Annotated in this window: 12 protein-coding genes; 7 read left to right on the forward strand and 5 right to left on the reverse strand. The window is 67.6% G+C overall.

What is annotated here, in order from left to right; all coding sequences use genetic code 11:
- Positions 1-154: 154 nt before the first annotated feature.
- On the forward strand, positions 155-898 hold the full coding sequence (nucS, locus tag ACLJPD_RS32280) for an endonuclease NucS (RefSeq protein ID WP_410877250.1): 744 nt from the start codon (positions 155-157) through the stop codon (positions 896-898).
- A gap of 11 nt (positions 899-909) precedes the next feature.
- A complete protein-coding gene (locus ACLJPD_RS32285) occupies positions 910-1,200 on the forward strand; it encodes an ATP/GTP-binding protein (RefSeq protein ID WP_410877251.1) in 291 nt (96 codons plus the stop codon).
- A gap of 90 nt (positions 1,201-1,290) precedes the next feature.
- Here the strand turns inward: ACLJPD_RS32285 and ACLJPD_RS32290 are convergent, their stop codons facing one another.
- Together ACLJPD_RS32290 and mce are read right to left on the reverse strand one after the other, a co-directional pair.
- Positions 1,291-2,286, reverse strand: coding sequence for a hypothetical protein (locus ACLJPD_RS32290; RefSeq protein ID WP_084473310.1), 996 nt, complete (start codon positions 2,284-2,286; stop codon positions 1,291-1,293).
- Between the two features lie 86 nt (positions 2,287-2,372).
- On the reverse strand, positions 2,373-2,834 hold the full coding sequence (gene mce, locus ACLJPD_RS32295; RefSeq protein ID WP_410877252.1) for a methylmalonyl-CoA epimerase: 462 nt from the start codon (positions 2,832-2,834) through the stop codon (positions 2,373-2,375).
- 131 nt (positions 2,835-2,965) lie between these two features.
- On the opposite strand from mce, the gene ACLJPD_RS32300 reads away from it, so the two are divergent.
- The 3 genes from ACLJPD_RS32300 (at position 2,966) to ACLJPD_RS32310 (ending at position 5,552) form a co-directional block, all read left to right on the forward strand.
- Positions 2,966-4,150 (forward strand): acetyl-CoA C-acetyltransferase, encoded by a 1,185-nt coding sequence (locus ACLJPD_RS32300; protein WP_410877253.1) that lies wholly within the window; start codon positions 2,966-2,968, stop codon positions 4,148-4,150.
- Positions 4,151-4,255: 105 nt separating this feature from the next.
- On the forward strand, positions 4,256-4,624 hold the full coding sequence (locus ACLJPD_RS32305) for a DUF3817 domain-containing protein (protein ID WP_410877254.1): 369 nt from the start codon (positions 4,256-4,258) through the stop codon (positions 4,622-4,624).
- A 61-nt stretch (positions 4,625-4,685) separates the two neighbouring features.
- Positions 4,686-5,552 (forward strand): tetratricopeptide repeat protein, encoded by an 867-nt coding sequence (locus ACLJPD_RS32310; protein WP_410877318.1) that lies wholly within the window; start codon positions 4,686-4,688, stop codon positions 5,550-5,552.
- A 22-nt stretch (positions 5,553-5,574) separates the two neighbouring features.
- Here ACLJPD_RS32310 and glgB read toward each other — a convergent pair whose 3' ends face one another.
- Genes glgB through ACLJPD_RS32325 form a run of 3 tightly spaced genes read right to left on the reverse strand, consistent with a single transcriptional unit; the run spans position 5,575 to position 10,366 of the window.
- On the reverse strand, positions 5,575-7,731 hold the full coding sequence (glgB, locus tag ACLJPD_RS32315; RefSeq protein ID WP_410877255.1) for a 1,4-alpha-glucan branching protein GlgB: 2,157 nt from the start codon (positions 7,729-7,731) through the stop codon (positions 5,575-5,577).
- The gene (locus tag ACLJPD_RS32320) at positions 7,731-9,731 is read right to left on the reverse strand and encodes a maltotransferase domain-containing protein (RefSeq protein ID WP_410877256.1); all 2,001 of its coding nucleotides are present in this window, start codon (positions 9,729-9,731) and stop codon (positions 7,731-7,733) included. Before ACLJPD_RS32320 ends, glgB begins: the two co-directional genes overlap by 1 nt.
- Positions 9,732-9,775: 44 nt before the next feature.
- Positions 9,776-10,366 carry a TetR/AcrR family transcriptional regulator gene (locus tag ACLJPD_RS32325; RefSeq protein WP_410877257.1) on the reverse strand — a complete coding sequence of 197 codons (591 nt, stop codon included), beginning with the start codon at positions 10,364-10,366 and terminating at the stop codon, positions 9,776-9,778.
- A gap of 79 nt (positions 10,367-10,445) precedes the next feature.
- Between ACLJPD_RS32325 and ACLJPD_RS32330 the strand changes: the two genes are divergently transcribed.
- Positions 10,446-10,865: a VOC family protein gene (locus tag ACLJPD_RS32330; protein ID WP_410877258.1), complete on the forward strand. Its 420-nt coding sequence runs from the start codon at positions 10,446-10,448 to the stop codon at positions 10,863-10,865.
- 36 nt (positions 10,866-10,901) lie between these two features.
- On the forward strand, positions 10,902-13,469 hold the full coding sequence (gene glgP / locus ACLJPD_RS32335) for an alpha-glucan family phosphorylase (protein ID WP_410877259.1): 2,568 nt from the start codon (positions 10,902-10,904) through the stop codon (positions 13,467-13,469).
- The last annotated feature ends 37 nt before the right edge of the window (positions 13,470-13,506 follow it).

The raw sequence follows: 13,506 nt of genomic DNA on the forward strand, positions 1-13,506 counted from the left end.
CCGAACCCGGAAGCTAAGCTCATCTGCGCCGATGGTACTGCACTCGACAGGGTGTGGGAGAGTAGGACACTGCCGGAACATCTTTGCGAAAGGCCCTCCAACTTCGGTTGGAGGGCCTTTTTGCGTTCCTATGGCCGTCGCCTACAGTGCTTGGGTGCGCCTCGTCATTGCTCGTTGCCAGGTCGACTATGTCGGTCGACTGACCGCCCACCTCCCGATGGCTCGACGGCTGTTGCTGATCAAGGCCGACGGGTCGGTGCTCGTGCACTCCGACGGCGGCTCGTACAAGCCGCTGAACTGGATGAGTCCGCCGTGCTGGCTGGTGGAGCAGGACGTGCCCGACGCCGTGCCCGCCGAGTTGCCTGCCGGTGTGCGGCCGCTGCGCGAGGAGCAGACACCGGAGCCGGTAACCGCGAAGGCGCTGTGGGTGGTGACCAACAAGGCCGGCGAGGAATTGCGGATCACCATCGAGGAGATCGAGCACGACTCCTCGCACGAGCTCGGCGTCGATCCCGGCTTGGTGAAGGACGGTGTCGAAGCGCATCTGCAGGAGCTGCTCGCCGAGCACGTGACGAAGCTCGGGGAGGGGTACACCCTGGTGCGGCGCGAGTACATGACCGCGATCGGCCCGGTGGACCTGCTGTGCCGCGACGCCGGCGGCGCCACGGTGGCGGTGGAGATCAAGCGACGCGGCGACATCGACGGTGTCGAACAGCTCACCCGGTACCTCGAACTGCTCAATCGCGACCCGCTGCTGGCCCCGGTGAGCGGGGTGTTCGCGGCGCAGCAGATCAAGCCGCAGGCGAAGACGCTGGCGGAGTACCGTGGGATCCGCTGCCTCACGCTCGATTACGACGAGCTGCGTGGCACGGAGAGCAACGTTTTCCGCCTGTTCTAGGAGGAAGTGGGATGCCGCGACGTAAACCACGCACCGGGCGTCCTACGGGGCCCGCGCCGATCGGTGATGTCTACGGCCGTACCGAGGACGGTCCGGGTGATGAAACCTACATCGTACGAACGGTTCCCGGTGCCCGGGCGGTGAAGACCTATCGGTGTCCCAGCTGCGACCACGAGATCGCGGTCGGGGTGGCCCATATCGTGGCCTGGCCCGCCGAGGATGGCGAGGACGACCGTAGGCACTGGCATCAGGGGTGCTGGAACGGCAGGCACACCCGCGGCATCACCCGCCGTTGGTCGTGACGCGAGAGACAACGAAAACCGAAGGCCGCCTCGATGATCGAGGCGGCCTTCGGTTTTCCAGGTGAATGTCGTGACTAGTCCGACAGACGGTTAGTTGACGTCGGCGCTCTCGCGGTCCTCATCGACGATGTCCTCGTCGGCGACCTCGGGGATGGCCTTGTTCTGGCGCGAGCTCGACACCGACTTGTTGCCGTTGTTGCTGATCGACTTGCGCTCAGGCGTGCCGTCGAGCAGTTCGCTCTCGCGGTTGACCGCGGCGAGCATGGCGGGCACCGAATCGAGCTGACCGCGGATACCGAGCAGCTGGGCGAGCACCCGGCCGCGCAGCACGCGCATCTCCTCGGCCAGTTCCTTCGCGTGCGCGATCTTGCGCTCGGAGGTCTGGGTGGCGGAGCTGATCAGACGGTTCGACTCATCGGTCGCGTCCTTGATCCGCTGGGCGGCCTCGGCGCGACTGGTGGCCTCGAGCTCCTCCATGGCACGGGTCAGCTTGGTGCGCCGATCGTTCATGGTGGCCTCGAAGTCCTGCTGGGTGGCCTTGCGCTTGGCCTCGGCCTCCTTGCCGAGACGTTCCACATCGGCCTGTGCGGCCTCGATGATCTTGGCGGACTCGGTGCGCGCGTTCGCGAGGGTCTGCTCGAACTCGATCTCGAGCGCCTCGCGCTTCTCCTTGGTCTCCGCGAGCAGCGACTCGTACTTGCCACGCATCTCGGTGGCCTGCTGCTCGGCGATCGACACCATCTCGGCGGCCTCGGCCTGCGCGAGCGCGCGAACCTCGGACGCTTCGTCCGAGGCGAGGCGCAGCATGCGCGAGATGCGGTCGGACATGCCTTCGGCGGTGGTCGGCGGCACGGAAAGCCGGTCGACCTCCTTGCGGAGCTCGTCGATCTCGTCACGTGCATCTTCCAGCTGACTGGCGAGATTGCGGGCCTGCGCTGCGGCAGCGTCCCGGTCGGTGGCGGTGACGCGGAGCTCAGCGTCGAAGCGGTCGAAGTAGTTGCGCACCTCGTCTTGCGCATAACCCTTGCGCACAACGGTGAAGGGCAGTGCAACGAAGCGATTGCGATCGGACTCAGGTGACGACATGGCACACAAAATACAGCCTCGAGCGAGCCAATGGAGACTCGACCGTGATTGTGATCTCGCCGAGATTTCCCGACGGTACCCGCGTACTAGTGCGTAACATCCGGGTTCGGCTCCACGAGCTCGACCAGCACACCGCCAGCATCCTTCGGATGGATGAAATTGATGCGGGAATCGGCGGTTCCGTGGCGGGGGGCTTCGTACAGCAAACGCACGCCACGGTCGCGCAGGAATGCCGAAACCGCCTCGATATCGGTGACCCGGTAGGCCAGCTGCTGCAATCCGGGGCCGCTGCGGTCGATGAACTTGGCGATGGTCGACTCGGGGGTGAGCGGGGCCAGCAACTGCAGGGCGGTCGCGCGGTCGGCGGCGGCGGGGCACGACAGCATGGCCTCGACGACGCCCTGGGCCTCGTTCACCTCGCGGTGGGTCTCGACCATGCCGAGATTGTCGGTGTACCAAGCCACGGCGATGTCGAGGTCGGGCACGGCGATGCCCACGTGGTCGATGGCGATGACGTAGTCGGCGGGGATGAAGTTCTCGTTGGTCACCCTACGAAGCTAGCGCGGACCTGCGTGCCGGGCACGGGCCGATACCGGTTACCGTGGAGGTCAACTCCTGAACCCGTGCGGTGATGCCGCCTGCGTCCGGTGAGGTTCGACTCAATGAATGCGAGGCTTTCGTGACCACTTCTGTCATCGTGTCCGGTGCGCGTACCCCGGTCGGTCGGCTGCTCGGCGGTCTGAAGGGCTTCAAGGCCTCGGATCTGGCCGGGGTGGCGATCAAGGCCGCGCTGGAGAAGGGCGGCGTCGCCCCCGAGCAGGTCGAGTACGTGATTCTCGGCCAGGTGCTGCAGGCCGGTGGTGGGCAGCTGCCCGCGCGTCAGGCCGCCATCGCCGCGGGTATCCCGATGGATGTGCCGTCACTGCTGATCAACAAGGTCTGTCTGTCCGGTATCAACGCGATCGCGTTGGCGGATCAGCTGATCCGCGCGGGGGAGCACGAGATCGTGGTCGCCGGTGGCATGGAGTCGATGAGCCAGACCCCGCACCTACTGCCAAAGAGCCGTGAGGGCTTCAAGTACGGCGATACCACCCTCGTCGATCACATGGCCTACGACGGCCTGCACGACGTGATCACCGACCAGGCCATGGGCCTGCTCACCGAGGATCGCAACGACCTGGACAAGGTGAGCCGCGCGGAGCAGGACGCGCTGGCCGCGGCCTCGCACCAGCGCGCTGCCGCCGCGTGGAAGAACGGGCTGTTCGAGGACGAGGTCGTGCCGGTCGCCGTGCCGCAGCGCAAGGGTGACCCGGTCTACGTGACCGAGGACGAGGGCATTCGCGCCGACACCACCGTCGAGTCGCTGGGCAAGCTGCGTCCGGCCTTCCGCAAGGACGGCACCGTCACCGCGGGCACCGCGTCGCAGATCTCCGACGGTGCGGCCGCGGTGATCGTGATGAGCAAGGCCAAGGCCGAAGAGCTGGGGCTGGAGTGGATCGCTGAGATCGGCGCCGCGGGCCAGGTCGCAGGGCCGGATTCGACGCTGCAGGATCAGCCTGCCAACGCCATCCTCGCCGCGTGCGCGAAGGAGGGCATCACGCCCGCCGATCTGGACCTGATCGAGATCAACGAGGCGTTCGCGGCCGTGGGTGTGTCCTCGACCCGCAAGCTCGGCTTCGATCCGGAGAAGGTCAATGTCAACGGTGGAGCCATCGCCATCGGGCACCCGCTCGGCATGTCCGGCGCGCGCATCCTGCTGCACCTGGCGCTGGAGCTGAAGCGTCGCGGTGGTGGTGTCGGCGCCGCCGCGCTGTGCGGTGGTGGCGGCCAAGGCGACGCGCTGATCATCCGCGTGCCTGCCTGATCCTGTTCGGCTGCGAAAGCCCTGGTACTCCTCGCGAGTGCCAGGGCTTTTGTTGTGATCGGTGCAACTACGTGGTGTCGTAGATCATGCTGCACAATAGTGGGCATGGGTTTCTTCGATTTGCGGTCTACGGCCAGTCGGTTTCGGTTCTTCGCGGTGCTCGAGGCACTGTCCTGGATCGGGCTGCTGACCGGTATGGCGTTCAAGTACCTGCCCGCGGAGGGCAACGAGATCGGCGTGAAGATCTTCGGGCCGGTGCACGGCGCGATCTTCGTGCTGTTCGTGATCACGGCGCTGCTGACCGCGCGTGAACTGAACTGGAACTGGAAGACCACGGTGCTGGCGCTGGCGTCTAGCATTCCGCCGCTGTTCACCGTGATCTTCGAGGTCTGGGCGGTGCGCACCGGTCAGCTCGGTGAGCTGAGCGTCGACGCGAGCAAGGGCGCCGCGGCTGCTACCCCAACGGCTTCATGACAAACTGGAAAGCGTGACTCGACCCGCTGCCCGTCGTCCTTCGCCCGTCGCTGCCGCCGCCATGTCCGGCGCGGTGGATCTGTCCGCGCTGAAGCAGCCGCCCGCCGCTCCCGGCGGTGCCGCTGCTCCGGCCGCGGGAAACCACACGGTGACCGAGGCGGATTTCGAAGCCAAGGTGATCCGGCGCTCGACACAGGTGCCCGTGGTGGTCGCGCTGTTCTCACAGCGCAGCGCGGGCAGCGTCGAGCTGGTTCGCACGCTCGAGCGATTCAACGCCGAAGACGGCGGTGCCTGGGATCTGGCCGTGATCGAGGCCGAAGCCAATATGAACATCGTCCAGGCGCTGCGCGTGCAGGGCATTCCGACGGTGATCGCGGTGGCAGGCGGGCAGCCGCTGGCCGATTTCGAAGGCGCCCAGCCCGACCCTCAGGTGCGGCAGTGGCTCGACGCCGTGATGGACGCGACCGCGGGCAAGCTCGAGGGCGACCCCGGCGCCACGCCCGCCGAACCCGAGATCGAGGACCCGCGCTTCGTCGACGCCGAGGACAAGCTGTCCGAAGGTGACTTCGCCGGTGCCGAGGCGGCCTACGAGGCGATCATCGCCGAGGAGCCCGGCAACGAGGAAGCCAAGGCGGCGCTGCGCCAGCTGCGCTTCCTGACCAGGGCCCAGCAGCTCGACCCGGCCGTGGTCGCCACCGCCGACGCCGACCCGACGAATCTGGACGCCGCCCTGGACGCCGCCGACATCGAGATGTTCGAGCAGCGCGCCGAGGCGGCCTTCGACCGGATCATCGGCGTCATCAAGCGCACCGCGGGCGACGACCGCACCAGGGCACGCACCCGCCTGCTCGAACTGTTCGAGCTGTTCGACCCCGCCGAGCCCTTCGTGATCGCCGCGCGCCGCAAGCTCGCCGCCGCCCTGTACTGACCACTTACATCGCGCACCAGAGCTAGGTCGGTGAGCTCAGCCAGAGGGCACTGTTCGGTGCCAGTGTGATGGTCGCCGAGCAGGGCTGACCGTGCCAGGGGGTGGCCTCGGCGGTGACGGCGCCGAGGTTGCCGATGCCGGAGCCCGCGTATTCGCCGGCGTCGGTGTTGAGGATCTCGTGCCAGGAACCGGTGCGGGGCAAGCCGATTCGGTAGTTCTCGCGGGTGGAGCCGGCGAAGTTGAAGACGGCGGCGACGGCGCTGCCGTCGGTGGCCCAGCGCAGGAAGGCGAAGACGTTGGCGGTGCTGTCGTCGGCTTCGATCCAGGAATGCCCGCCCGGGGTGGTGTCCTGGGTCCACAGGGCAGGGTGAGCGGTATAGGTGCGGTTGAGGTCGGCGACCATCGTTGAAATGCCCTGGTGGAGTGGGTTGTCCAGCTCCTGCCAGTCGAGGCCGCGGTCGTTGTCCCATTCGCGGAACTGGCCGAATTCCTGGCCCATGAACAGCAGTTGCTTGCCGGGGTGGGCCCACATGTAGGCGAGCAGGGCGCGTACGCCGCTCGCCTTGGCGAAGTCGTCGCCGGGCATGCGAGTCCACAGGGTGCCCTTGCCGTGCACGACCTCGTCGTGGCTGATCGGCAGCACGTAGTTCTCGCTCCACGCGTAGACCAGCGAGAACGTCATCTCGTTGTGGTGCCAGGAGCGGTGGATCGGGTCGCGGCCGAGGTAGCCGAGGGTGTCGTGCATCCAGCCCATGTTCCACTTCATGGTGAAACCGAGGCCGCCCACGTCGGTGCCGCGGGTGACGCCGGGCCAGGTGGTCGACTCCTCGGCGATGGTGACCACGCCGGGGTGGGCGCCGTGCACGGTGTCGTTGAGTTCCTGCAGGAACTCGACCGCTTCCAGGTTCTCGCGGCCGCCATAGATATTCGGCTCCCAGCCGCCGTCGGGGCGGGAGTAGTCCAGGTACAGCATCGAGGCGACGGCGTCGACCCGCAGGCCGTCGATGTGGAATTCCTCGATCCAGTAGACGGCGTTGGCGACCAGGAAGTTGCGGACCTCGTTGCGACCGAAGTCGAAAACGTAAGTGCCCCAGTCGAGTTGCTCGCCGCGGCGCGGGTCGGGGTGTTCGTAGAGCGGGGTGCCGTCGAAGCGGGCCAGCGCCCATTCGTCGCGAGGGAAGTGCGCGGGCACCCAGTCGAGCAGCACCCCGATGCCCGCGTTGTGCAGGTGGTCGACGAAGTAGCGGAAGTCGTCGGGGCTGCCGAAACGGGAGGTGGGGGCGTAGTACGAGGTGACCTGGTAGCCCCACGATCCGCCGAACGGGTGCTCGGCGACAGGTAGCAGCTCCACGTGGGTGAACCCGGTCGCGCGCAGGTAATCGGCCAGCTGGTGGGCCAATTCGCGGTAGTCGAGGCCGGGGCGCCAGGAACCGAGGTGGATTTCGTAGGCGCTCATGGGGGAGCGGGTGGCATCGGTTTTCGCGCGACGGTCGAGCCAGTCGCTGTCGGTCCACACGTGGTCGGCTCGGGTCACCACCGAGGCGGTCGCGGGCGGTACCTCGGTCGAAAAGGCAAAGGGATCAGCGTGATCCACGACGCGACCGTCGGCACCGTGGATTCGGTACTTGTAGCGCGTGCCCGGCCCGACGCCCGGCACGAACACCTCCCACACCCCGGAACCACCCAACGCGCGCATCGGGGCCGAGGTGCCGCTCCAGTGGTCGAAATCACCGAAGACGGTGACACCGCGGGCATTCGGAGCCCAGACCGCGAAGGATGTGCCGTCGACCTCGCCGTCGAGGGTGGTGTAGTGGCGTGGGTGGGCGCCTAGTACTTCCCAGAGGCGGGTGTGGCGGCCTTCGCCGATGAGGTGCAGGTCGAATTCGCCGACGGTGGGCAGGAAGCGGTATCCGTCGGCCGAGATCACGGTTTGGCCGCCGGGGTACTCGGTGCGGACGCGGTAGTCGTCGATCTGCGGGTACGGCAGGACCGCGTCGAAAATGCCGTGGCCCAACGACTTCAGTCGATGCTCGGACGCACCGACGAGCACGGTGACCGTGTCGGCGTGCGGGCGCATGACCCGGATCGCGGTGCCGTCGGCATGGGGATGGGCGCCGAGGACAGTGTGCGGGTCGGTGTGGGTGCCCGCGGCCAGGAGCAGCAGATCGCGACGTTTCATCAGAAGGTCTCGCGGTAGGCCAGCGGTGCGCGGGCGGCGGCCGGGACCGTCGGCAACGACAAGATGTGCGCGACCGCATGTGCTGGGTCGAGGCGCACGAAGTTCTGCTGGCCCCAGTGGTATTCCTCGCCGCTCACCTCGTCGAAGACCACCGGATGGTCATGCCACTCGCGGCCGATCGCGGGGAGATCGAGCGAAATATGGCCCTGCTCAGCGGCGTACGGGTTCAGGTTCACGATGACGAGGACGGCGTCGCCGGTGGCCGGGTCGATCTTGGAATAGGCGATCAGCGCGTCGTTGTCGACGTGATGGAAGTGGATGCAGCGCAACTGTTGCAGCGCTGGGTGATTGCGGCGGATCTCGTTGAGGCGGGTGAGCCAGGGTTCCAGCGATTCGCCGCGTTCGAGGGCGCCTGCGAAATCGCGGGGGCGCAGTTCGTACTTCTCCGAGTCGAGGTATTCCTCGCTGCCCACACGGACCGCCTCGTGTTCGAACAGTTCGAAACCGGAGTAGACGCCCCAGGTGGGGGACAGGGTGGCGGCGAGGGCGGCGCGGATGGCGAACATGCCGGGACCGCCGTGCTGCAGGCTTTCGTGCAGGATATCCGGGGTGTTCACGAACAGATTCGGTCTGGCTTCGTCGGCCTTGGCGGCGATCTCGCAGCCGAATTCGGTGAGTTCCCACTTGTGCACGCGCCAGGTGAAATACGTGTACGACTGACTGAATCCGCGGCGGGCCAGGCCGTAGAGGCGGGCGGGGCGGGTGAAGGCCTCGGACAGGAAGAACACATCGGGGTCGGTGCGCCGCAACTCGGTGATCAGCCACTCCCAGAAATCGGCGGGCTTGGTGTGCGGGTTGTCCACGCGGAAGATGGTGACGCCCAAGGAGATCCAGTGCCGGACCACGCGCAGGATCTCGGCGTAGAGACCGTCGGGATCGTTGTCGAAGTTGACCGGGTAGATGTCCTGGTACTTCTTCGGGGGGTTCTCGGCGTAGGCGATGGTGCCGTCGGGCAGGGTGGTGAACCATTCCGGGTGGGCGGCGACCCATGGGTGGTCGGGGGCGCACTGCAGGGCGAGGTCGATGGCGACGTCCAGGCCGAGAGCTGTTGCCTCGGAAACGAATTCCGTGAAGTCCTGCTCGGTGCCGAGGAGCGGATGGACGGCATCGTGGCCGCCGTCCGCCGAGCCGATCGCCCAGGGTGAGCCGACATCGCCGGGCTCGGTGGTGAGAGTGTTGTTGCGGCCCTTGCGATTCACCGCGCCGACCGGGTGGATCGGGGGGAGATAGACGACATCGAAGCCCATGCCCGCGATGCGGGGCAGTTCGCGGGCCGCCGTGGCGAAGGTGCCGTGGATCGGGTTGCCGTCGACGTCACGGCCGCCGGTGGAGCGGGGGAAGAACTCGTACCAGGAGCCGACCAGGGCGCGGCGGCGTTCGACCAGGATCGAGAACTGGTTGCCACGGGTCACCATTTCGCGCAGCGGGGTGGCGCGCAGGATCTCGGCGACCTCCTCGGAGAACGCGGGGGCGACGCGCGCCGGAAGTTGATCGTCGCTGCGCAGTGCGGTGGCGGCGGCGCGCAGGCGTTCGAACTGCTTCTTCGGGACGGCTTGGGCGGCGCGTTCGAAGAGGATGGCGCCGGTCTCGAGGTCGTTGGCGAGGTCGGCGGCGGTTTGGCCGACGGACAGTTTCGCCTCGACGGCCGAACGCCACGTGGCGACGGGGTCGCTCCAGCCTTCGACGCGGTAGGTCCACAGGCCGGGGGTGTGAGGGGTGAAGAGGGCATTGAAGACGTCGGGTTGGTAGTCGGGCGTCATGCGGATGCGGGTGATCCGGGAGGAACCGGGGGCGCGGACGGCCAGGGTGGCAGCTACCGCGTCGTGGCCCTCGCGCCAGACGACGGCGCGGACGGGGAACACCTCGCCGACTGCGGCTTTGGCCGGGCGGCCGCCGGGGATGGACGGGGCGATGTCATCGATGGCTATCCGGCCGGTCACTCGGCTAACCTACTGCATTTTCGCTGGGCGGACAGCGATGGTGTTCACGCGGTGCGTATGCCCGCGAGGAGGCGGTCCAAGGCGGCGATCGTGTCGGTCAGGGCGTTGGGATCGGTGGTGGTGGCCAGCCAGAGGGCGGCCTCGTTCATCGCGCCGGAGAGCAATTGGGTGAGTGGGGCGACCGGTTGGGGTGGGAGAACACCGGCGTCGACGAGGGATCGCAGGGCCTCGTGGAGGTGGCGGGCGGAATTGGCTTCGTCCATGGCGCGCCATTCGTGCCAGCCGAGCACTGCGGGGCCGTCGATCAGCAGGATCCGCTGAACGTGGGGGTCGGCGCAGGCGCGCAGGAAGGCGGCGCAGCCGGTGGTGAGCTGCGTCCAGAGGTCGGGCTCGGTGTCCGCGGCGGCGGCCACCTGGGCACCGACCTCCTCCTGCACCTGGGAGAGGACCGCGCGGAACAGGTCGGCCTTGCTGTCGAAGTGGTGGTACAGCGCGCCCTTGGTGACGCCTGCGGCCGCGACGATCTCCGACAAGCCAACGGCGGCATAGCCTTTCGCGGCGAACAGGGCCCTGGTCTCGTGCAGCAGGATGCTCCGCGTCTGCTCGCGCTGACGCGTCCGCGCTGTGGCTGACATCGACCGTCCTCCCATTGACCTACCGCTGGTATGTGAACTATCGTACGATACATACCAACGGTATGTGAAAGGTGTTCTGATGAAACTCAGCAGCTACTACCCGGTGCTCGCCACCCCCCGGATCGCGGAATCGCGCGACTTCTACACGACCTGGTTCGGCTTCGAGATCGTCTTCGAGGCGGACTGGTACATCAGCCTGCGGCGCCCGGGCGCCGACGACGAGCCGAGCTACGAACTGGCCCTGCTCGACCCCGCACACCCCACGATCCCGGCCGGTTTCGGCAAACCGGTCCAGGGCCTGCTGCTCAACTTCGAGGTCGACGATGTCGACGCCGAGTGGGACCGGCTCGTGAAATCCGGCGGCCTGCACCCCGAACTCGACCTGCGCACCGAGGACTTCGGCCAACGTCACTTCATCGTCGCCGACCCTGCCGGCGTCCTGATCGACGTGATCACCGAGATCCCACCCAGCCCCGAGTTCGCGGCCCAGTTCACCTGAACCCCCCGCGCTCGCGCGATCGTTTATTCTTCCGGGGTGAAGGCACTTCGTCGGTTCACTGTCCGCGCTCATCTGCCGGAGCGGCTCGCCGCGCTGGGTGAGTTGTCCACCAACCTGCGGTGGTCGTGGCACGGCCCGACGCAGGATCTGTTCGCCGAGCTCGATCCGCCGTTGTGGCGAACCGTCGGGCAGGACCCGGTGCGGATGCTGGGGGAGGTCCCTGCCGAGCGGCTCGACGAGCTCGCCACCGATCCCGGCTACACCGCGCGGGTGGACGCGGCCGCCGCCGGCCTGCGGGACTACCTGACCCGGCCGCGCTGGTTCCCGGAGCAGACCGGCACCGAGGTCGCCGGAATCGCCTACTTCTCGATGGAGTTCGGCGTCACCGAGGTGCTGCCCAACTACTCCGGTGGTCTCGGCATCCTCGCCGGTGATCATCTCAAGGCCGCCTCGGATCTGGGCCTGCCGCTGATCGGTGTCGGGCTGCTGTATCGCTCGGGATACTTCCGGCAATCACTGTCGGCGGACGGCTGGCAGATGGAGCACTATCCGGCGCTCGACCCGCAGGGTCTGCCGCTGCGGCTGCTCACCAGTGACGGTTCGCCGGTGCTCATCCACGTCGGCATGCCGGAGGGCCGGGTGCTGCGGGCCAGGGTCTGGATCGCGCAGGTGGGTCGGATCCCGTTGCTGCTGCTCGATTCCGATATCGCCGAGAACGATCCCGAACTGCGCGCCGTCACCGACCGGCTCTACGGTGGCGACCAGGACCATCGCATCAAGCAGGAGATCCTCGCGGGTATCGGCGGTGTTCGCGCGGTGCGCGCCTACACCCACGCCAACGGACTCGCCGATCCCGATGTTTTTCACATGAACGAGGGCCACGCGGGATTCCTCGGCGTCGAGCGCATGCGTGAATTCATCGCGGGCGGACTGGATTTCGAGACCGCGCTCGCCGCGGTGCGGGCGGGCACGGTCTTCACCACACACACCCCGGTGCCCGCCGGCATCGACCGTTTCCCGATGCCGTTGGTGCGCAGGTACTTCGGTGGCGCACACGGCGAGTCCGAATCCGCCTTGCTGCCAGGGCTTTCCGTCGACCGGATCCTCTCGTTCGGCCGGGAGGGCGACCCCTCGGTGTTCAATATGGCGCACATGGGGCTGCGCATGGCCCAGCGCGCCAACGGGGTATCGAAACTGCACGGTGAGGTCAGCCGGGAGATGTTCGCCGCGCTGTGGCCGGGATTCGACGCCGCGGAGGTGCCGATCGGGTCGGTGACCAACGGCGTGCACGCCCCGACCTGGGCCGCGCGCGAATGGATCGACAAGGCGCGCGAACTCGTCGGTCCGGAACTGGTCGAGGAGGCGCGGGGCTGGGAGAAGCTCAGCGATGTCGACCTCGGGCAGCTGTGGTCTACGCGAAACACGTTGCGCGCCATCCTGATCGATGAAGTGCGGCGCAGGCTGCGCGATTCCTGGCGACAGCGCGGCGCCGCCGACGCCGAACTCGGCTGGATCGACGACGTTTTCGATCCGAACGTGCTCACCATCGGTTTCGCCCGCCGCGTACCCACCTACAAGCGGCTCACCCTGATGCTGCGCGACCCCGAACGTCTGCGCGCGCTGCTGCTCGACCCCGAACGTCCGGTGCAGCTGGTGGTCGCGGGCAAGAGTCACCCCGCCGACGACGGCGGCAAGGCGCTGATCCAGCAGGTCGTGCGCTTCGCCGACGATCCCGAGGTGCGTCATCGCATCGTCTTCCTGCCCGACTACGACATGTCGATGGCCCGCTACCTGTACTGGGGTTGCGATGTGTGGCTGAACAATCCGCTGCGCCCGCTCGAGGCGTGCGGGACCTCGGGGATGAAGTCCGCGCTCAACGGCGGCCTCAACCTGTCCATCCGCGACGGCTGGTGGGACGAGATGTTCGACGGGGAGAACGGCTGGGCGATCCCCACCGCCGACGGCATCCGCGACGAGTCACGCCGCGACGACCTCGAGGCCTCCGCGCTCTACGAACTCGTCGAACGTACGGTCGCGCCGCGCTTCTACGATCGCGACGCCGCCGACATACCGGTCCGCTGGACCGAAATGGTGCGCCACACCCTGCAGACCACCAGCCCGAAGGTCCTGGCATCGCGGATGGTGCGCGACTACGCCGAGCAGTACTACGGACCCGCGGCCGCCGCGTTCGGCCGCGCCGCCGCCGACAAATTCGCCGGTGCCGCCCAGATCGCCGAGTACCGCAGGCGTGTCGACGCCGCGTGGCCCTCGGTGCGGATCGCGCAGGTGGACAGCTCGGGCCTGCCCGACACCCCGGTGATCGGCGCGGAGCTGTCGCTGCACGCGCGCATCGACCTCGGCGGGCTCGCGCCCTCGGACGTGGTGGTGCAGGCGGTGCTCGGCCGGGTCTCGCCGACCGACGATCTGTCCGACACCACCACGATCGAGATGCGGCACAGCGGCACCGACGGCAGCGAGCTGTATTCGATCCAGGCGCCGGTGCCGCTGTCAGGTGCGGTCGGCTACACGGTGCGGGTGCTCCCGCGCAACGCGCTGTTCGCCTCGGACGCCGAACTGGGGTTGGTGGCCGTCGCGGGCGCGTAACGCTACTGGTGACACGGGTGCCTGGTTATTCGATTCA

The sequence above is a fragment of the Nocardia sp. A7 genome (assembly GCF_046549215.1).
Lineage (GTDB): Bacteria > Actinomycetota > Actinomycetes > Mycobacteriales > Mycobacteriaceae > Nocardia.